Below are 20,513 nucleotides of genomic sequence, written 5' to 3'. Positions count from 1 at the left end.
GCGGTAACCGTTCAGGTAGTCGTGGCCGCAGCCGCAATGACGATGACGACGATGAAGATGATCGTGGTGGCAGCCGTTCCGGTGGTCGTGGTCGCAGCCGTCGTGATGATGACGACGAAGATGATCGCGGTGGCAACCGTTCCGGTGGTCGTGGTCGCAGCCGCCGTGATGACGATGATGAAGATGATCGTCGCGGTAACCGTTCAGGTAGTCGTGGCCGCAGCCGCAATGACGATGACGACGATGATTATGATGATCGTCGCGGTAACCGCTCCGGTGGTCGTGGTCGCAGCCGCCGTGATGACGATGATGAAGATGATCGCGGTGGTAACCGTTCTGGCGGCCGAGGCCGCAGCCGTCGTGATGACGATGATGAAGATGATCGTCGCGGTGGCAATCGTTCCGGTGGTCGAGGCCGTAGCCGTTATGATGACGACGATGAAGATGATCGTGGCGGTAGCCGTTCCGGTGGCCGAGGTCGCAGCCGTCGTGATGATGACGATGAAGATGATCGTCGAGGTGGTAACCGTTCTGGTGGTCGAGGCCGTAGCCGTTATGATGACGACGATGAAGATGATCGTGGCGGCCGTGGGCGCGGTAATCAAAAACGCGATGAATACGGGCGCTTTACCAGCTAAACCCAGCGCTTTGATTGCATTCAATAATGGCCAGCGCTTTTAGCCTAAACCATTATTGAGTCACGCTTAAGGGATATTGAGTAAGTCTTTTACTCAATATCCTTTTTTAATGAGTATTTCATTTTTTGGCCGCTCAACAGCTTCTAGCAGCTCTGAAACATTCGATAGACCTCAAGATTCGCAGATAAATTGCATAATCGTGTGGCAGATAAGCGATCATGCTCAGCCTTTTAGATCAGTTCTATGTGTAGCTTTTTTCGGTAAGTTTATTCTCGTAAATCAGTGCCGGTTTTGGCCCTTGCCAAAGTTGTTGATAAAGCGTGATGATCTGTTCAATTGTGGGTACAACTGGATTATTTAACGGTGAACCTGAAGCCAATGCTTGCTCAGCCATAGTCTGTACCACCTGATCAAAATCACTTTTACTGATGCCAAATTCAGCTAAGCTGGGTACCGCCAAATCTTGATTGATCTCAATGAGGGTATGAATAAGCTTTTGATTGGCGACCTGATCCGAGTCATCATAATCCGCACAGCCGATCGCTTTGGCACATTCTGCATAGCGCTCAGGTGCGGCTTGAATTGAAAAAGCCGTGACGCTAGGTAATAACATGGCATTCGACAAACCATGAGGGACATGGAAAAAAGCACCAATCGGGCGGCTCATGCCATGTACTAACGCAACAGAGGCATTTGAAAAGGCAATGCCTGCCAACGTTGAACCAAGCATCATCTTTTCACGAGCAGATTCATTGCCAGGCTGGTGATACGCTTTTTGCAAATTTGGTCCGATCAGTTTCATTGCAGCGATTGCTTGCGCATCACTATAGGGACTGGCTTTTTTACTCACATAGGCTTCCATGGCATGGGTCAGTGCATCAATTCCTGTATCTGCCGTAGTTCGGGCAGGCAGTGACATCGTCAGTTCATAGTCGATAATCGCTGCAACAGGCAAAAAGCCTAAACCCGCACAGAGCATCTTTTCACTGGTCAGGTCATTGGTAATGATGGTGAAACGTGTACATTCAGAACCTGTTCCTGCTGTGGTCGGGATGGCAATAATCGGAAGGCCTATTTCATTAACTTGGCGGGGAAATTTATAATCAGCGATAACACCACCGTGTTTACTCAAAATGCTGATTGCTTTTGCACTGTCTATCGGGCTGCCGCCACCAATCGCGATAATGGCATCGTAATCATGGTTTTTGACATGCTCAACACCTGCTTCAATCGAGCTCGACGTGGGTTCGGGAATGGTTTCATCAAAGTAATCACTGTCGATCTGTTCGGCCTTTAATATTGCTTGAATCTGGGCGATGTATCCTAGTGAAACCATCATCTTATCGGTAATGATCAGTGGTTTTTTTGCACCTAAACTATTCAGAATCAGGGGAAGCTTGCTTCGTGCATTTTTGCCAATTTCCATAATCCTTGGCAGATTAATTTGATGAGACATTGTTATTCATCCTATTCTTGATTCTTGTATTTTTATATCGTGATACAACCTGTATCATTATTTATGTATATATTTTACCCCTACGCAAGTCAAACAAAAAAGGCGGGCACTTTTCCAGAAACCAATCCTATGTACTCACGTCTATTTTTGACCTCGTGATTCAATTATTCATTATCTCGATCATTTAAAGCTGGAAAAAATTCGTCTCCAACTGCCTTATAGCAAAGTAATTTATCTGGAAAAGAGTCATCAATGACCTCATCGCATACCCTCAAAAATGCCCAACAACATCGTGTAGAAAGCCAAGCTGATGAAAAGGGAATGGAAAGGCATCTGATGCGTCATAGAACTGTCATCACCTCAGACTATGCTGGTTCTACAACAACAAGAAATAGTTGGTTAGAGCATAAAAATAATAATTTTGATGTTTTCTAACACAACATTCTGATGGCTTCTGAACCCACTTCGGTGGGTTTTTATTTCCGAAGGAGTAAGGTCTAAAGTATATGTTTGAGCTAGAAAATAAAGTGCGCTTGAGAAGGCAAAAAATGCGTAAAAGTGAGCAACTGTTTATCGCATATAAAAAGTTCCTGCAAGAAAAGAAGCGTCAGAATGATGAAAACAGTCGCCTGATTTTTATTGTCAATTATCTGGAAAAAATCAATTTTGCATTCTATGGCATGGATGGCAAAGAACAGTTGATTACTGAACTGGAAAAATATTATAACGAAAATGAAATTCTGATCTAAGCCCATACATTATAGATAGAACCACCTGCCTCTTTAGGCAAGAACATTATTCCAGCTCAAGTTGATAGTCATCTTTAGTGACCTTGATTTTTATCTTTTTATATCTTCTTTTATTTGGATTTAAGGCTGAATCGGTGACTTCTGTGGCGAAGTTTGAGTTTCCCATAAGATGATAATAGGCCTTATAGCCAATTAAAATTTTTTGCGGTCTGGCACCATGTTCATGACTATACGCATCAAGCAGTTGGGTCAATTTTTCGAAGGTTGATATCTCGTTCATGACTTAGTGATCTCTTCAGTCCGCATGTATTGTTTATTTAAACTAATCGAACTTTGTTAAGAAATTAAGACAGTAACCCGAATTTGAAGCCGTTTGTTTTCTAAGGCATTTAAAGGAGGTGGGTCATAAAATTTTCATATACCGACACTATTGTTTCTAGCAAATATTTTAAATAGTGATCGAATGATGAAAAAGCATTTTTGGGGTGGATTAATTTTAGCGGTCTGTAGCACGCAGACCTTTGCTTTAAATATTTTAATCGTCAACGATGATGGTTTAACCAGTAATGTCAAAGCGCTGTATGACGAGTTAAAGGCCAATGGTCATAGTGTGCTGGTCTCTGTGCCATGTTCACCGCAAAGTGGGCGTGGCGGGGCGATCGTGATGTACAGCACCAGCGTAATTTCAGCAGACAATGATAAGCAGATTGCGGCTGAAAACGGCTGCCATAATGGAGCGGCAGTGATTGGCGCACCAGCCGCTGGCCCTTTTAGTAAAGCCGGTTATAACAATGGCGACTGGAACTATGTTCACGGCACACCGGTTATGGCCACTGCGTATGGTCTGGATGTGGTTGCCAATAAGCGCTGGGGCAAAGCCCCTGATCTGGTCCTGTCGGGTCCCAATGAAGGGCAGAATGTTGGTCGGGTGGTGGTTCATTCCGGCACGATTGGTAATGTACAATTTTCGGCAGCCCGTGGCATTCCATCGATTGCTTTAAGTGCAGACTCCAATACGGTGGATGACAAGACCTTAAACAATCCCAATTCCGTGATTGTGGCAAAACAGACGGTCCTATTACTGAAGGAGCTTCAAAATAAAGCGGGACAGGGTGCTTTGTTACCGAAAGGCATTAGTTTGAATGTCAACTTTCCAAAGAACTTAAACATCAGCACGCCGTTTGCCTTCTCGAAAATTGGTAGCTATGACCTGTACAACTTTAATTTTAAGGTCAGTAAAGATGATAAAGGTGCCAATCAATACGGTTTAGGTTTTGGCATGAATTCCAGTGCCCCGACAGCAGCTCAAGCAACAGACGAAAGTGCGGTGGTGCAAAGCAAGATTGCAGTGACTGCAATGCAAGTGGCCTATGACCATCGTCCAGCAGCGCAGGAATGGCTCAAGATCCGTCTTAAAAACCTGTTCAAGTAAGGGGAAGGCCAATGCAACGTTGTTTATGGATATTACTTTTGGGCTTAGCCTTGAGTGCTTGTCATGATGACAACCATGACTGGCAAGAACAACCCGTCGAGAAGCCTGAGCCAGTGCCTGCTTTAGCGGTGGGTACTTATTCGGTCAGTATCGAAACCGATAAGGAATTGCCGACGGTGGGTAAATACTATTCAGGTGCGGATGGCAGCAAGCTGGTGGTTTTGAATGATGAGCAAGATCGTGCTCAGATCGTAATGCATTATGATGTAGCAACTAACACATGGCATAGCAATCAAAGCGATAAGAATCTTAAGCTTGAGTTTGCCCATTATGAAAAAATTGCTGATCAAAAGCTAAGTGTGAATGAGCTGGTAGGACGCTATACCTTATCTTTGGTTGACGGCAGTTCGATTCCAGTTGAAGTGAAAGCGCAAGGGCAAATGGTTTCACGCGATCAAAACTGTCGCTTTACCGCAAAAATCAGTGAAAGCGTATTGGCAAATACCGTGAGTTATCAATTCACTGAAAATAAATGTTCAGCCTTAAAGAATAATGAAAAAGGCTATATCGTGGTCGATCAGGATCTGGAACCGGCTGCTTTCAGATTGTTATCAGATCGCATCGGTGCTCAGGATCTTTGGGCATTTCCATCCTAAAAATAGGGGCATACCGATAAATGTGTTATCGGTATGTCTTCATCTTCTATATTCCTTATTTCTAGACCTTCCTGATTTTTATTCAAAATAAGATTCTGCTTCTAAAACGCTGATTTTCTGTTCTTGAGACCAATGTCTGATTTAGTTCATGGCATTTTTCTTTTTAAATTCTGTCTCCTGCAAGAATTAGCCCGAATGGAGCTTAAAACAGCTGATGTTGGATAAGAAAAAACCCATAAAATTACACATAACATAATTTAATTATGTATTGCATAAATTAAATCTTTCTTGTAGCATGAATTTATGGTTGAGGGCCTATGCAGAAAAAGTTCATACTTATGATTGCATGGGCTTACTTATGGAAGGAAAGGTTTCAACACGGATGCTTTTGACATACTTATAAAAACACCGGTGACCTTTTCTAAACGTAATGCAGATTAGTACCAGTTTGTTGAGTCAGCTTAGATTAGCCAAAACAAAACGTGGGAATTTGCATTCACAACGGATGAATTTATCTAAATAAGGGAAACTAGATGGACATTTTAGATAACCCATTAGAACTATGTGGTTTTGCTTTTATTGAATTTGTTTCGACGGAAAATGGATTAGACCAGATCTTTGAAACAATCGGCTTTACCAAGGTGGCGAAGCATAAATCTAAAAAAGTTTATTTATGGCGTCAGGGTAATATCAATATCATTTTGAATTACCAGCCAGAATCCTATGCTTCATTCTTCTTTAAAGAACATGGTCCATCTGCATGTGCAATGGGCTTTAGAACTCGTGATGCAGCCAAGGCATTTAAAAATGCAGTCGAATTGGGCGCAGAACCAATGTATTCACAAGCGGGTCCAATGGAATTGAATATTCCTGCAATCAAGGGTATTGGTGGTATGCCAATCTTCCTGGTTGACCGTGATATTTATGAAAATGACTTTGTTTTCTTTGATGATGTCGAGCGCAATCCAAAAGGCGCAGGCTTAAATGAAATCGACCATTTAACCCATAACGTTTATAAAGGACGTATGGAATACTGGGCGAACTTCTATGAAAAAATCTTTAATTTTCAGGAAATCCGTTACTTCGATATTAAAGGTGAATATACCGGTTTAACCTCGAAAGCCTTGACTGCGCCTGATGGCATGATCCGTATTCCATTGAATGAAGATTCAGACAAGGGTAACGGTCAGATTGCCGAGTTCCTTGCGGACTTTAATGGTGAGGGCATCCAGCATATTGCCTTTATTACCGATGACCTGATTTCAACATGGGACAAGTTAAAAGGTTTAGGCATGGAGTTTATGACAGCACCGCCTGAAACCTATTATGAAATGTTGAAAGAGCGTTTACCTGATCATGGCGAGCCAACTGAAGAGCTGCAAAAACGCGGTATCTTGCTGGATGGCAACACCAAAGATGGTCAGAAAAAACTGTTATTACAGATTTTCTCGCAAAACATGCTGGGGCCAGTCTTCTTTGAATTTATTCAACGTAAAGATGATGATGGCTTTGGCGAAGGTAACTTCAAGGCGTTGTTTGAATCAATCGAGCGTGACCAGATTCGCCGTGGTGTATTAGAAGCCAAATAAGCTAAAACTGGAAGAAACGAAAAAGCCAGAAAGTGAACTTTCTGGCTTCTTTTGCTGCCTAAAAATTAACGGGTTTGAATATATTGATTGATGGCAGCCACTTCACGTTTAAACAGTTCCAGTTTTTCACTGCCTTCCTGTACCGAGAAGAACATTTCACTATCCAGCGCCACGATACAGAACTCCATCGAGTGATGGGCATTAAAAATTGGTAAACCCACCGCATTGATCCCGACCAGCAAATCGCCTTGTGCGATCGCCATACCGTGTTGCAGTGTCGTTTGTTTGAGAGTAAGAAACTCATCCCAATTGCCTGGTTTGATCGGGTAATGGTTCTGTGCAGCTTTATCCCATTCAGCCAGCATAAGCGGCTTAATGATCGCCTCTGGCATGTAAGATGCAAATACCCGTCCCGCAGCGGAGTTGATCAGAGGCATAACCGAACCCACTTTGGTGACAATTGAAATCGGGTGGTTTGACTCAATGGACTGCACCACGAGCGGGCCTCTAGGTGACCATTTACTGATCTGGATGCCGCACCCAATCTTGTTTTGTAATTCGTAAATCAGATGCTGTACCAGTTGTAATACATCGGTATGCTGAATACAGTTTAGACCCAGACGCCATGCCTGATCACCCAAGGCATACTGACCGTCCTCAAGCTGTTTGGCATAGTTCATGCGGATCAGGCTGACCAGATAACGGTGAACCTTGGCAGGGTGCATATCCAGTCGGCTAGACAGTTCTTTTAATATAATCGGTTTGTTATGTTCCAAAAGGGCATTGAGTACGGCTAAACCGACCTCAAGTGATTGAACCCCACCAGATAATTTTTCTTCAATCATTCATTAACCCTTAATCTGCATACGTTCGCGATCCGTATTTCGTTTTACTGCAGTACATAATGCCTGAGCATGAGCTAAAATAGAAATCACCTTTTTAAATGATTTAAATAGGTGAATTGTATAAGCATACAATTGTTTTTAATCAGCTTACACGATATTTATATGACAAGCATCGATCGGCCATGAACAGCCGATACCTGACTTAAATTCAGGCAATAAAAATCGGCATTGAAGCGATAGATCCCCAATGCCGAGCGCTTGAACCTGAACTAGGCGCCTAATTCATCTTCATGCAGGAAGTGCGTATGGTGTGGAGCACGTTTGGTTCGGCTCCATTCGTCCAGCATTTCCAGTTTCATTTCTTCGGTAATGCGTGCAATTTTCGCATCAGCATGCACATCATTGTAGGTCAGCTCCAGACGGTGACCATTGGGATCAAAGAAATAGATCGAGTGGAAAATACCATGGTTGGTGACACCGAGCACCTTGACCCCGTTTTCTTCCAGATGTGCTTTTGCTGTCATCAAGGCATCTAAGTCTTCAACTTCAAAGGCAATATGTTGCACCCATTGTGGTGTATTTTCATCACGTCCCATTTCAGGTTGGGTGGGGAGTTCAAAAAATGCCAGTACATTGCCTTGCCCGGCATCGAGAAAGAGATGCATATAAGGATCAAAGGCTTTGGTCGACGGGACATGGTCTTCTGCAAAGGCCAGAATGAAATCCATGTTAAGCATTTTTTTATACCATTCCACGGTTTCTTTGGCATCTTTACAGCGATAGGCCACATGATGAATTTTTTTAATTGCAAAGCTCATGATAAAACTCCTTTTATCGTTATTCCCAATCTGGTTGTTGTTCTGGTGCAGCATGTAAAAATGCTGGAAGGGTTAGACAATGTTGATAAATCGATTCAATTTTTGGAAAAGCGCTTAACTCTATTTTGAAGCGCTTGGCGTTATAGACCTGAGGAATCAGGCAACAGTCAGCAAAAGTGGCTTGTGTGCCAAAACAGAATTGTCCATTGGAATGCTGCAACTGTTTTTCCAGACTTTTAAAGCCTTCAATAATCCAGTGCTGATACCATTGATTTTTTTGCTCATCGCTGACCGCAAGATCATTTTTGAGATATTTCAACACTCTCAGATTATCCAGCGGATGAATGTCACAGGCGATGACCTGAGCAAAGGCTCGTACTTTGGCCCGTTCAATCACATCTTTAGGCAACAGTGGCTTTTCCGGGTACTGTTCTTCCAGATATTCCAAAATACTGAGTGACTGTGAAAGCGCCTGATCCTGATCAATCAGTGTAGGAACAAGTTGGCTTGGATTCAGCGCAACATAATTTGCCTGTTGCTGTTCATTTTTGACTAAATGAACAGGCTGAGTTTCATAGGCAATCTGTTTCAGGTTCAGCGCAATACGGACACGGTACGCGGCCGAGCTACGAAAATAGCTATACAGTTTCATAGCGCTCGTCCTTTTGTTCATTAAAGGCAAAGTGACGTGCGGGTAAAATGGTATTGGCAACTTCGCCAAAGCCCACGCGAATGCCATCTTTTTCACAATAACCTTTCATGACCACACGATCGCCATCTTCAAGGAAACCACGTGTTTCACCGTTGGATAGCTGAAGTGGCTTGGTGGTATTCCAGGTCAACTCAAGCAAGCTGCCGTAAGAGTTTTCAGTTGGCCCTGAAATGGTACCAGAGCCCATTAAATCGCCAACCTGCACGTTACAACCTGCAATGGTGTGGTGAGTCAGTTGTTGTGCCATCGACCAGTACATATATTTAAAGTTGGTCTGGCAAATCACTTCTGCTTGTTGTGCTTGAGGGGTTTGTACTTCAACACTCAGATGAATGTCATAGCTGTTGGCAACATTTTCCTGTAAGTAAGCAAGAGGTTGCGGTTGTTGTTCCGGGCCTTGCACTTTAAATGGCGCTAAGGCTTCCATGGTGACGATCCATGGTGAAATCGCGCTGGCAAAAGTCTTGGCATTGAACGGGCCCAGCGGAACATATTCCCATTGCTGGATATCACGTGCTGACCAGTCGTTTAAGAGCACCATTCCAAAGATATGATCCCATGCATTTTCAATCGCAATCGGTTCACCCAGTTCAGTCGCTTTACCCACCACAAACGCCGTTTCCAGCTCAAAGTCGAGTTTGCGTGTTGCTGAAAAAACAGGACGTTCTTCATTCGGTAACTTGATCTGACCAGAAGGGCGGACAATATCTTTGCCACTGACGATTACAGAGCTGGCACGACCGTTATAGCCTACAGGCAGTTCACTCCAGTTAGGGAGCAGTGCATTTTTCGGGTCTCTAAACATGGTGCCCACATTGGTGGCATGTTCTTTAGATGAGTAAAAATCGGTGTAACCTGGCACATGCACAGGTAAATGTAGCGTAACGGCATCTTGTTTGAATAAGGCTTTCTGGCGTAAATCTGCGTTATCGCGTAATGCGGGATTTTCAGCAGACAGTAAGCTTTGTAAGGTTTTACGAATGGCTTGCCAGTTTTGCTTACCGGTCTCGATAAATTTATTCAGTGTGGTTTGATTAAAACAGTTTGGCACACTGCTGTGGAGTAGGCCATTTGCTTCCAAAGCTGCAAGATCGAGTACCCAGTCACCGATCGCAACACCAACACGCTGATTTCCTTGTGCTGTTTCGCTAAAGATACCGTACGGCAAATTATGAATCGTGAAATCTGATTGCGGATCAATCTCAAAAAAACAGGTTAATTGTTGTGCCATGCTGTACCTTCCTTGTTTCTCATTCTATAAAAACGATTAAATTTTTTATCTTGCTCTGTTCAAACTTTTGAAAAAACGACAGATATTTTTCGTCTTATCCATTCAGCGGCTTGGGTTCAAGCAAGAAATATTGACTTTATGATTTCTATCATACTGAAAATAATTAATTACGCAATACATAATTTAATTACATTATTCATAATATTTGTTATTTATTGAATTTTCTGTTTATATGCGCGGTTATCTGAAAAGTAAATCAATTATTTTTTGATTTGAGGTAGGCATTGGTGATTAATTTATGATATACGTAATTTTAGACAAAAAAATTACGCGACAAGGACGAGAATAATCATATGTCAAATCAGGAGCAAGGAAACCTGAAACATGGTCTGAGCAATCGGCACATCCAGCTTATTGCGCTAGGTGGTGCGATTGGTACAGGTCTGTTTCTTGGAATTTCCCAATCAATCAAGCTGGCGGGTCCCTCAGTCATATTGGGTTATGCGATTGCAGGACTGATTGCATTTCTTATGATGCGTCAGCTAGGTGAAATGGTGGTGCAAGAGCCAGTTAGTGGTTCATTCAGTCATTTTGCCTATAAATACTGGGGCTCATTTGCAGGCTTCATGTCGGGCTGGAACTATTGGGTACTCAATGTTCTGGTGTGTATGGCAGAGTTAAGTGCAATTGGCCTGTATATTCAGTATTGGTGGCCTGAAATCCCGACCTGGGTTTCGGCACTGGCTTTCTTTATTTTAATTAACGGTATCAACCTGTTACACGTCAAATTTTTTGGCGAAATGGAGTTCTGGTTTTCCATTGTCAAGATTCTGGCAATTCTGGCCATGATCGCCTTTGGTTCCTATTTGCTTGCAACCGGCACAGCAGGACCACAGGCCAGCATCAGTAACCTTTGGGCATTAGGTGGATTCTTCCCGTTTGGTGTTGAAGGTTTAGTGATGGCGATGGCCGTCATTATCTTTGCCTTTGGTGGAATCGAGTTGTTTGGGATTACTGCAGCTGAAGCGCGTGAACCGGATAAAACCTTGCCAAAAGCCGTCAATCAGATTATTTACCGTATCCTGATTTTCTATATTGCGACACTTTTCATTCTGTTTGCATTATTTCCTTGGAACCAGATGGCACAAGGTGGAAGTCCATTCGTGATGGTATTTGCCTCACTGGATAGTCAGGGTGTAGCGACTTTACTTAACTTTGTGATTCTGACTGCAGCCGTATCAGTTTATAACGGGACCAGTTATTGCAGCAGCCGTATGCTGTTAGGTCTGGCTCAACAAGGCAATGCACCGAAATTCCTCAAGCATATCAATAAGCGCGGGATTCCAACCCATGCCGTTTATCTTTCAGCTTTCGTGACGGTTTTGTGTGTATTGTTGAACTATGCATTCCCTGAAAAAGCATTTGGTCTACTGATGATGCTGGTGGTGGCTGCCATTGTGATTAACTGGGTGGTTATTTCGTGGACACATCTCAAGTTCCGTAAAACCATGCAGGCTCAGGGCGTTACAACCAAATTCCCAAGTATTGCCTATCCATTTAGTAATTATCTTTGCATGATTTTTATGCTGGGAATCTTGGTAGTGATGTCATTAACACCAGATATGCGTATTGCGGTGATGATGATCCCTGGCTGGATTCTGTGTTTAATGCTGGCGTATTTTTTAAAGCAGCGTAAGTTGAAAAATGCCCAACCGAGTGTTGCCTTGAATACAGATGCATAAATTTTGAATAAATGATGTAAATAAAAGGGCTGGATTTTCAGCCCTTTTTTATTGGTCATATCTAAAAAATGGAGTCTTCATTGTTATTGAGTACGAATTAGATGTCTAAATAAGATAAGATTCATGCATAGATCAAGTAATCAATCTTAAGGCTTTTGAATTGTTTCCATCTTTGAATATCCAGACCCGCTTAGGTGGTTTTTATCTATTCTACTATGCCATCGTTGGGACGTTCATGCCGTACTGGAACGTGTATCTGCAAGATCAGGGGTTCAACTATCAAGAGATTGGCATTCTTTCTTCCATCGCCATTATTACCCGTTTCTTTGCACCGCTGATCTGGGGCTGGATTGCCGATAAATCGGGCAAACGCATGCTACTGGTACGTATTGCCACCTGGATGGAAGCCTGTATCTGGTTCGCCATATTTGTGATTCCAAATAGTTTTCAATCGGTTGCCTTGTTGATGCTGATTTTTAGTTTTTTTCAAAATGCCATTCTGGCGCAGTTTGAAGGAGTGACCTTATTCTGGCTGGGTGAGAAACGAGCTGAACTGTATGGCAAAGTACGGAAGTGGGGTTCAGTCGGGTTTATTGTTGGGGTATTTGTGATTGGTGCATTACTGGAGATTATCCCGATTGCTATGCTGCCAATATTACTTTTGGCAATTTCATTTCTGGCTTTTCTTTGGTCATTTAGCATTAAGGAACCAGAGCATGCGCCGAGCTCGCAAAAAAAATTACAGCCCTTGTGGCCTGTTCTGAAAAAACCAGTTGTAGCGGCATTCTTTAGTATTGAATTTATTTTATTATTTTCATTGGCACCATTTTATAGTTTCTATAGTAATTTTCTCAGGGAAATCGGTTTCAGTACCACACAAATCGGTAGTTTATGGGCGATGGGGGTGATTGCCGAGATTGTCATGTTTTCAGTCGCGCAAAAAGTCTTTTTTACCCGCTTTTCTTGGCGGACACTGGTGGTGATTTGCTTGTTGCTCACCAGCTTGCGCTGGTGGCTGGTAGGGGTATTAGAGAGCAATTATATTGGCCAATTACTCACGCAATGCTTACATGCCTTTAGTTTTGGTTTGTTCCATCTGATCGCCATGAAAATCATTTTCCAGAATTTTTCGGCAGAGCAACAAGGCCGTGGACAAGCACTGTATAGCACTATGTGGGGCTTAGGTGTGGCATCTGGCAGTTTATTGGCAGGGCATTACTGGCAGATGCTTTCAGGCATGACCATCTTTTTCTGTGCCAGTGCTGTGGTATTATTGGGACTATTATTGGTGGTATGGCTACCGAATCAGCTTGAAACGGCAACCAAAAGCTAGTCTAGAGCTGGATATGCTGATATTGAGGCATCCAGGGTTGTGCCTGCTCGAGTTGAGCAGCGAGTTGCAGTAAGCGATCTTCCCGTCCAAATGGCGCGATAAACTGACTACCCAGTGGCAAGCCTTGTTTATTCCAGTAGAGGGGAACGGACATGGCCGGCAAGCCGGTGACATTGGCTAACTGGGTAAAAGGGACCCAGCTCAGGTTGTCCTGTACCATTTTTTCGACCAGTTTACCTTGAGCAAGATAATGCGCTTTGCCCAGTTTTAATAAGCCTTTCAAAATAGGTTTCTGCCAGGCGGGGGTCGCAACTTCACCGTTCTTTGGCGCCACCGAAGCGGTGCTAGGGGTAAGATACAGATCATATTGTTCAAAGAAAATATTCATCTGGGTGCTATAGAGGCCCCAATTATCAAGGGTATGAATATATTCTGTTGCCGTGGTTTTGGCTCCAAAAGCGGCTAATGCGATTGAATCCAGTTCAAAGTCCTGATCGGTTGCCCCATATTGCTGTTTGATTTGTGCCTGCATATAAGAAAACTGGCTAAACCATGTGGTCACGAAGTCTTTTGCCAAGGCCAAACCATCAATTTGGGGGTGATCTTCCACCACCATATGACCCAATGATTCCAGTAGTTTTGCGGTTTGTTGCACTGCTTGAATCGCATCTTGAGATACTTTGGTGCCAATCGGGGATTGGGTATTAAACGCGATTCTAAGCTTTTTAGGTGCTTGTTGAATGATGTCACTGTATTTTTGTGCTGGCGCTTCAATTCTAAACAGTGACGTTTGTTCAGGGCCTTGCTCGGCATCAAGCATGGCAGCACTATCACGTACAGTTTTGCTGAGAACATGCTGCATGGCTGCGCCGTGCATCGCTTCGCTAAATTGTGGTCCCCACGGCGTACGTCCGCGACTGGGTTTTAAGCCAAATAGACCGCAATAAGAAGCGGGGATACGGATTGAACCACCGCCATCACCTGCACCCGCAATCGGGACAAGACCTGCCGCTACCGCAGAGGCTGAACCGCCTGAAGAACCGCCGCTATTATGCTTTAAATTCCACGGGTTATGGCATGAACCCCACGCATCGGGTTCGGTAATGCCTTTTATGCCAAACTCTGGCGTGTTGGTCCGGCCAAAAGTGACAATACCGATATTTTCCCAGCGATTTACAATTTCAGCATTAAAATCAGGGACGTAATTTCGATTTTTAAGGGCATGACTACCATAAGAGGTCGGGATACCTTGGTATTCCTGAAACAGATCTTTCACCAGAAACGGAACACCTGCAAATGCGCCAGAACGTTGTTGGCTTGCGCGCTGTTTTGCCTGTTCGTACATGGGAATAATGACAGCGTTGAGCTTGGGATTGACCTGTTGGGTGCGTTGTAGTGCAATTTCCAGCAATTCGGAAGCATGGATTTGTTTTGTTTTGACTAATTGGGCCAGTCCAAGACCATCGTATTGCACATATTCTGAAAACTTCATGGCTTTTATCCCTAAAGCTAAATTGTTATAAAGTAAAAATAAATCTAAGTTGTGAAATAGAATACCTGAAAAAATAACAGAATCATCAATTAAGTTACATGCCAAAAATATTGTGTTTATATGGTTATGAATGCATGCTTTTATTAAAAAATATGCTAATTTAAGCGCATGCACCGTTTTAGATGACGACTTAATTAAATCTATGAAAAATATTTATATTATTGGATTATTATGGGCTTGCTCAACATGGACTATGGCCGAGACGGTCGTAAATAACAAGGCAGCACCAACACCACAGCAAGTGGCTAAAGCGAGTGCGATTCGTGTAACCACACGCCCTGAAATTATGGGGTTGTGGGGAATGGAGATTCCAAATAATAAGAAATGCGTGGAGTACTATAATTTTCGTGGTTCCAGCGACGTGGTGATTAAAAGCGGACAGGAATGGTCGTACGGTTTATATGACTATCAACCTTCTGAAGACCATCAAGAGCGCTTACCTGCACTGATCTTGCAGATCAAGTATGACAATAATGAAAAAGATTGCTCTGGCCAGGCCCAGGACCAAACTGGTGAAGTTTCCCAATATTTCGTGAAATGGTCAAACGATCACACCATTGATTTCTGTGCCAGCGAGAAGGGCGATAAATGCTTTGCTACCTTGCGCCGCGTATTACCTTAATCATTAAACAGATATAAAAAAAGCCTCTTTATATAAGAGGCTTTTTTTATTTAGGCTTTTTCAGCTTGCGGTTCCAGCTGTTTGAGCAAGTGTTTTTCGAGGTAATGAATATCCATTGCCTGTTCACAGAAGTTCTTATCTTGCAGGATAAGATCTTTATGCAGTGGAATATTGGTTTTAATTCCGGTCAGAATCATTTCATCTAAGGCTTGGCGCATACGGGCCAAAGAGGTTTCACGATCTTTACCATGTGCAATCAATTTTGCAATCATTGAGTCATAGTAAGGTGGAATGCTATAGCCTTGATAAATATGTGAGTCTAGGCGAATACCCGCACCACCTGGTGCATAGAAGCTTTCAATCTTGCCCGGTGAAGGTAGGAATGTTGTTGGGTCTTCAGCATTGATACGACATTCAATCGCATGACCTTTGACTTCGATTTGCTCCTGTTCAAGCGTTAAGCCTAAACCCGCAGCAATACGAAGTTGCTGTTCAATAATGTCCACGCCTGTCACCATCTCAGTCACAGGATGTTCAACCTGAACACGTGTATTCATTTCAATAAAGAAGAATTCACCGTCTTCAAACAAGAACTCAAATGTTCCTGCGCCACGATACTGCATCAATTTACAGGCATTGACACATGCTTCCAGAATATCCGCACGTGCTTGTTCTGGTAAGTTTGGTGCAGGTGCTTCTTCTAGCACTTTTTGATGGCGGCGCTGTAAAGAGCAGTCACGATCATATAAGTGAATGGCATGGCCATTGCCATCACCGAGAACCTGTACTTCGACATGGCGAGGTTTCTGTAAGAAACGTTCCATATAGACGGTATCATCACCGAACCACATTTCAGCATCACGCTGTGCCGCCTGAACCGATTCCAGCAGGGTATCGACACGTTCGACAATACGCATACCACGACCACCACCACCTGCGGCAGCTTTTACGATCAACGGAAAGCCAATTTCTTTGGCCTCAGCAAGTGCATTGTGAATGGTAACCGCATGGTCACAACCCGGTACGGTTGGAACACCTGACTTTTTCATGGCAATAATGGCAGAAACCTTATTTCCCATGAGGCGGATATGTTCAGGGCGAGGACCAATGAAAATAAAACCTGAGCTTTCTACAATTTCAGCAAATTCAGCATTTTCAGACAGGAAGCCATAACCAGGATGGATGGCATCTGCACCTGTAATTTCTGCAGCAGTAATAATCGCAGGAATATTTAAATAGCTTTCACTTGTGGTACCTGGCCCAATACATACTGCTTCGTCAACAAAGCGTAAATGCATCAAGTCTTTGTCGGCATCTGAATAGATACCTACTGTTTTAATGCCAAGAGTTTTACAAGCCCGAGTAATTCGTAAAGCGATTTCACCACGGTTTGCAATTAATACTTTTTGCAACATCGGAATCCCCAAACAAATTAAGCACGGTAGCGGAAAAGTGGTTGACCGAATTGGATCACTTCACCATTTTTCACTAAGATTTCTTCAATGACACCGCTCTTTGTTGCTTCGATCGGGTTCATGATTTTCATCGCTTCGATGATACCCAGTGTTTCACCCGCAGAAACTGTTTGACCTACATTTACAAATGGTGCTTCACCTGGGCTTTGTGCTGCATAGAACACACCAACCATTGGAGAAGTTTCAACTGCACCACGTGGTGTTTTAGCTGCTGGAGCCGCTGGAGCAGAAGCTGCTGGCGCTGCCGCAACAGGCGCTGCTGCATAAACAGGAGTAGGACGAGTTAACGAGATGGACTGGTCACCTTCCTTAACTTCAATCGCCTGTAAGTCAGATTCAATCATCAAGTCGATGAGCTTCTTGATTTTACGGATATCCATGAGTGAGCATTCCTAATGTGTTTAAAATTAGTTAGAAGATTGAATTTTTTCGATAGCGTAATCGAGTGCAAAGGAATAACTCTTTGCACCTAAGCCACAAATCACGCCAATGGCCTTATCTGATAAATATGAGTGATGACGAAATGCTTCACGTGCGTGCACATTTGACAAATGAACCTCAATAAACGGGATCGCAACACCGAGAAGGGCATCGCGTAAAGCAACCGATGTATGGGTCAAGGCAGCAGGGTTGATAATAATCAATTTCACCCCTTCAGCTTGTGCCTGATGAATACGATCGACAATCGCACCTTCCCAATTGCTTTGAAAAGAATCTAGTGTGAGTGATGCGTGTTTAGCCTGAGCAGTGAGTTGCTGGTTAATATCCTCTAAAGTAAGATAACCATAAACTTCTGGTTCGCGCTTTCCTAGCAAGTTCAAATTCGGTCCGTGAATCACCAAAATGGTTGAGCTCATTCAGCCTGCTCCAATTCTAAAACTGCAAATGTTTTTTGCAAGATGTCTGCAAAGTTTGCTTATTATGGCATAAAATTCTGCAATTTTTTTATAATTTGTTTTAATCGATGAAGAATATTGCATACCAAGCATGGTGCATATAATGAAAACTTTGCAAGGAATTGGCAATGTTAAAATATGACAAATTTCAGCGTATTTTCGTTTTTTTGTATTTTAAACTGAATTACCCCATTTCGTTCATGGGATTTGTGTAACTCAGCAGTCAATCTGGCGGCTGGCTGTTGATTTTTATATCCTATTTTAAGCACTAAGGGATAGTCGGGTTGCTTTGAAAAGCTGAATGCTGCTTTGGCTTTTATTTGTTTAAGTTTATGTTTTTAAATTATTTAATCTTGGTGTTTGGTCATGATTTTTCCTGCTGATGGATCAGATAAAGATTGATTTTTCATATAACCAGCTGTGCCTGATCAAGTTGGAGATAAAGGCCGGATTATTGGTAAGCATACTGCTTATGGATTGAACATTAGGGTTGTGATGATCATTGGCAAAAATGATGAAAACACGGGTTTTAGATGGCAGTTAATGACATAAAAATGTCCGAAAAAGATATGCATGAGTTCCATATGATAACAATCACTTAAGGGATTACATTTGATTGGCGTAATCTCTTATGGGTCTTTCAATGCTGTCTTGGAATTTCAAGACAGCTTTTTTTTGTCCGGGATTTAACTTGCTTGGGCTGCCTGATAAATCGAGCCTAAGATACAGTGCTGTGCCTGCTCAAGATAAGTGCTTGGTTTCGGCTCCAAATCATTCCATTTATGCATTTGCTGAAATAGCCATTCAAAATCTTCTGCTTTAGGTTCGGCACTTTCTTGCACAAAATTCCGGATAATCTTCTGAATACTAAAATATTTCTCGACATGAATCTCTGATGAACATGCAAACTGAATCACATCAAATTCCACCAGCATTTGCCATACCTGCGTAAAGTCTTGCAGTTCCCGTAATTCTTGCTGGGCTTTCAGAATGGCACGGCTGAGTGCAATTAACGTATTGGGATGCTGTCTAGCCCAGTCCTGTGTTACAGCAAGCACTTTATCTGCAACATTGGGAATGATTTGTTGGCTGGAGCAGACCATATGACTTAGCCCTTGTAATTCAGCTTGTGTATTCCAGGGTTCGCCCACACAAAATCCATCAATCAGGTGATTGCTGATGGCTTCTACCATATAGGGAGGCGGTAAGGTTTTCAACTGAATGGATTGCGCCAGTTCAGCATCGGCCAATGTCAACCACTCTCTTAAGCAATAATGATGAATTGAGTGCTGAAATACATGTGCGAGGGATAAAGGGTGATTATTCTGGATATATTCAACGATTTTTTGCGCAGAGGACTCGGCTGAGTCTTGGGCATGAATATCGAGTTGATAGCAGAGTTTCTGGCTGATGCTGATAAAGGCACGATTTTCACTGAGAACCAAAGGCGTTTGCAACGAAATACCAATCTGGTCAGCGCCTATAGCCGCAGCTGGAAGCATGGCGGATAAGCAATGGGCCGCATCGAGCAGGCCAAAGGCCAGACGATCGCGTAAACTGGCCCAGGACGCTTCTTTGACCAGTTGTACCTCTAAGCCGTTTTCAGCAAAAAAACCACGCTGTTTGGCCCACAGCAGCGCAACACAGTCGAGTAAAGGAATATAGCCCAGTTGTAATTCAGTTTTTTCTAATGCGACAGAATGAACCATTTACTCATCCTTTAATTGATTATTTAACAGTTGCTGGGCATCGAGTAGGCGCCGTGCCATTTCTCCAATGGTCATACGGTGGCTCATAGCATTTTTTCTAAGCAGTTGAAAGGCAGTATCTTCAGTCAGCCCATGCAATTGCATCAGTAACACTTTGGCTTTTTCAATATCTTTGCGGTCAGCCAGTTTGGTCTTGGCATCTTTAAGGTCACCCTCTAGTTTTTTATGTTTCTTATATTGCTCAATTGAAATCTCGAGAATGGTATGTAAGCGACTTGGGTCAATACCATCGACGATATAGGCAGTAATACCCGCGTCAATAGTTTGTTTAATGGTGTCTTTATCTGCATTTTTGGTGAACAAGACGGTCGGTAGATCAAAGTTGCTGACACAACTTTCGATCACATCACGATGTGGATGATCCATATCCAGCAGAATCACATCTGCTTGGAGGTGTTCGAGTTTAAATAGATTGAAGTGATCCAGCGTAAAACAAGCCACCACATCAAAGTCATGTTCAATCAAGCATGCTTTTAGGTATTCAGCCCGAGCCTGGTCGTCATCAATAAGAGCGATCTTGAGTTTCGGCATAAGTATAAAGGTCAAACGCTGAGTCAAAGCACATCTAAGGTCATGTGCGGTCTAGGATAGAGATGATTGTTTTGAAGCAAATTTAATGCCAGTCAATGAGGGGTAAATCTCGATCTGCATTCATGGCCAGATGCTTCATAGAGATTAGTGTACTGCGATTGATAGAAAAAAAATGAAAAAGATGTGACCAGTCAACACAAAATAAATATGCGCATTTTTGGTGCGGCGAAAGAGTTCTTTTGAGGCAGTTATCATACTGCTTTAAAACAGTCCATTTCTTGTTTTTATGCATCTGGCGATAACATAGACTGCATTCTTAGTCGATTAAATTGAATTAAAAACCATATAAAACAAGTGCTTATATTTTTAAAAAACTCTGTTTTAAAAAGTTGGCATAGCAATTGCTAAATATCCCATGAGTCAAAGATGACTTATAAAGTTATAAGACGGCCAACGATGTCCGATCT

20 protein-coding genes and 1 pseudogene are annotated in these 20,513 nt (G+C 42.9%); 9 read left to right on the top strand and 12 right to left on the bottom strand.

Annotated features, from left to right (window positions below; translation table 11 throughout):
• Positions 1 to 638 (top strand): annotated as a pseudogene (locus tag ACNQO6_RS08370) (KGG domain-containing protein); the annotation flags it as partial.
• Positions 639 to 879: 241 nt separating this feature from the next.
• On the opposite strand, the gene ACNQO6_RS08365 reads toward ACNQO6_RS08370, so the two are convergent.
• Entirely contained in the window at positions 880 to 2,094 is a 1,215-nt protein-coding gene (locus ACNQO6_RS08365) for an iron-containing alcohol dehydrogenase (RefSeq protein ID WP_440208661.1), read from the bottom strand.
• A 252-nt stretch (positions 2,095 to 2,346) separates the two neighbouring features.
• Here ACNQO6_RS08365 and ACNQO6_RS08360 point away from each other — a divergent pair, with 252 nt between their 5' ends.
• Positions 2,347 to 2,529, top strand: coding sequence for a hypothetical protein (locus ACNQO6_RS08360; protein ID WP_440208660.1), 183 nt, complete (start codon positions 2,347 to 2,349; stop codon positions 2,527 to 2,529).
• A gap of 113 nt (positions 2,530 to 2,642) precedes the next feature.
• Complete coding sequence (locus tag ACNQO6_RS08355) at positions 2,643 to 2,843, top strand: hypothetical protein (protein ID WP_227614385.1); 201 nt, start codon at positions 2,643 to 2,645, stop codon at positions 2,841 to 2,843.
• Between the two features lie 46 nt (positions 2,844 to 2,889).
• On the opposite strand, the gene ACNQO6_RS08350 is transcribed toward ACNQO6_RS08355, so the two are convergent.
• On the bottom strand, positions 2,890 to 3,123 hold the full coding sequence (locus tag ACNQO6_RS08350) for a hypothetical protein (RefSeq protein ID WP_032869031.1): 234 nt from the start codon (positions 3,121 to 3,123) through the stop codon (positions 2,890 to 2,892).
• A gap of 183 nt (positions 3,124 to 3,306) precedes the next feature.
• Between ACNQO6_RS08350 and ACNQO6_RS08345 the strand changes: the two genes are divergently transcribed.
• The 3 genes from ACNQO6_RS08345 to hppD all read left to right on the top strand — a co-directional run bounded on the left by ACNQO6_RS08345 (position 3,307) and on the right by hppD (position 6,520).
• Entirely contained in the window at positions 3,307 to 4,275 is a 969-nt protein-coding gene (locus tag ACNQO6_RS08345; protein ID WP_440208659.1) for a 5'/3'-nucleotidase SurE, read from the top strand.
• 11 nt (positions 4,276 to 4,286) lie between these two features.
• Positions 4,287 to 4,931 (top strand): hypothetical protein, encoded by a 645-nt coding sequence (locus ACNQO6_RS08340; RefSeq protein ID WP_440208658.1) that lies wholly within the window; start codon positions 4,287 to 4,289, stop codon positions 4,929 to 4,931.
• A 533-nt stretch (positions 4,932 to 5,464) separates the two neighbouring features.
• A complete protein-coding gene (gene hppD, locus ACNQO6_RS08335; protein ID WP_343580665.1) occupies positions 5,465 to 6,520 on the top strand; it encodes a 4-hydroxyphenylpyruvate dioxygenase in 1,056 nt (351 codons plus the stop codon).
• A 65-nt stretch (positions 6,521 to 6,585) separates the two neighbouring features.
• On the opposite strand, the gene ACNQO6_RS08330 is transcribed toward hppD, so the two are convergent.
• The 4 genes from ACNQO6_RS08330 to fahA form a co-directional block, all read right to left on the bottom strand.
• A complete protein-coding gene (locus tag ACNQO6_RS08330; RefSeq protein WP_150953777.1) occupies positions 6,586 to 7,365 on the bottom strand; it encodes an IclR family transcriptional regulator in 780 nt (259 codons plus the stop codon).
• 269 nt (positions 7,366 to 7,634) lie between these two features.
• On the bottom strand, positions 7,635 to 8,183 hold the full coding sequence (locus ACNQO6_RS08325; protein WP_005230124.1) for a VOC family protein: 549 nt from the start codon (positions 8,181 to 8,183) through the stop codon (positions 7,635 to 7,637).
• 19 nt (positions 8,184 to 8,202) lie between these two features.
• Positions 8,203 to 8,835 carry a maleylacetoacetate isomerase gene (gene maiA, locus ACNQO6_RS08320; RefSeq protein WP_440208657.1) on the bottom strand — a complete coding sequence of 211 codons (633 nt, stop codon included), beginning with the start codon at positions 8,833 to 8,835 and terminating at the stop codon, positions 8,203 to 8,205.
• Positions 8,822 to 10,126, bottom strand: a complete 1,305-nt coding sequence (fahA, locus tag ACNQO6_RS08315; RefSeq protein ID WP_440208656.1) for a fumarylacetoacetase — start codon at positions 10,124 to 10,126, stop codon at positions 8,822 to 8,824. Before fahA ends, maiA begins: the two co-directional genes overlap by 14 nt.
• Before the next feature lie 353 nt (positions 10,127 to 10,479).
• Here fahA and ACNQO6_RS08310 point away from each other — a divergent pair, with 353 nt between their 5' ends.
• Complete coding sequence (locus ACNQO6_RS08310; protein ID WP_440208655.1) at positions 10,480 to 11,868, top strand: amino acid permease; 1,389 nt, start codon at positions 10,480 to 10,482, stop codon at positions 11,866 to 11,868.
• A gap of 160 nt (positions 11,869 to 12,028) precedes the next feature.
• Positions 12,029 to 13,201 (top strand): MFS transporter, encoded by a 1,173-nt coding sequence (locus ACNQO6_RS08305; RefSeq protein ID WP_440208654.1) that lies wholly within the window; start codon positions 12,029 to 12,031, stop codon positions 13,199 to 13,201.
• A 1-nt stretch (position 13,202) separates the two neighbouring features.
• Here ACNQO6_RS08305 and ACNQO6_RS08300 read toward each other — a convergent pair whose 3' ends face one another.
• Entirely contained in the window at positions 13,203 to 14,693 is a 1,491-nt protein-coding gene (locus ACNQO6_RS08300; protein WP_440208653.1) for an amidase, read from the bottom strand.
• 202 nt (positions 14,694 to 14,895) lie between these two features.
• Between ACNQO6_RS08300 and ACNQO6_RS08295 the strand changes: the two genes are divergently transcribed.
• Positions 14,896 to 15,375, top strand: coding sequence for a hypothetical protein (locus ACNQO6_RS08295; RefSeq protein WP_343580906.1), 480 nt, complete (start codon positions 14,896 to 14,898; stop codon positions 15,373 to 15,375).
• 50 nt (positions 15,376 to 15,425) lie between these two features.
• On the opposite strand, the gene accC is transcribed toward ACNQO6_RS08295, so the two are convergent.
• The 5 genes from accC to ACNQO6_RS08270 all read right to left on the bottom strand — a co-directional run bounded on the left by accC (position 15,426) and on the right by ACNQO6_RS08270 (position 20,046).
• Positions 15,426 to 16,790, bottom strand: coding sequence for an acetyl-CoA carboxylase biotin carboxylase subunit (gene accC / locus ACNQO6_RS08290; RefSeq protein ID WP_343580907.1), 1,365 nt, complete (start codon positions 16,788 to 16,790; stop codon positions 15,426 to 15,428).
• A gap of 17 nt (positions 16,791 to 16,807) precedes the next feature.
• The gene (accB, locus tag ACNQO6_RS08285; RefSeq protein ID WP_004771941.1) at positions 16,808 to 17,230 is read right to left on the bottom strand and encodes an acetyl-CoA carboxylase biotin carboxyl carrier protein; all 423 of its coding nucleotides are present in this window, start codon (positions 17,228 to 17,230) and stop codon (positions 16,808 to 16,810) included.
• 27 nt (positions 17,231 to 17,257) lie between these two features.
• Positions 17,258 to 17,707 (bottom strand): type II 3-dehydroquinate dehydratase, encoded by a 450-nt coding sequence (gene aroQ / locus ACNQO6_RS08280; protein WP_440208652.1) that lies wholly within the window; start codon positions 17,705 to 17,707, stop codon positions 17,258 to 17,260.
• Between the two features lie 725 nt (positions 17,708 to 18,432).
• Positions 18,433 to 19,455 (bottom strand): ABC transporter substrate-binding protein, encoded by a 1,023-nt coding sequence (locus tag ACNQO6_RS08275; RefSeq protein WP_440208651.1) that lies wholly within the window; start codon positions 19,453 to 19,455, stop codon positions 18,433 to 18,435.
• Positions 19,456 to 20,046, bottom strand: coding sequence for an ANTAR domain-containing response regulator (locus tag ACNQO6_RS08270; protein WP_343580919.1), 591 nt, complete (start codon positions 20,044 to 20,046; stop codon positions 19,456 to 19,458). It lies immediately after the preceding gene.
• Between the last annotated feature and the right edge of the window lie 467 nt (positions 20,047 to 20,513).

Source organism: Acinetobacter calcoaceticus, assembly GCF_051947995.1.
Classification (GTDB): domain Bacteria; phylum Pseudomonadota; class Gammaproteobacteria; order Pseudomonadales; family Moraxellaceae; genus Acinetobacter.
The sequence above is the reverse complement of the archived record's forward strand: the minus strand, read 5'-3'. Positions and strand labels throughout refer to the sequence as shown.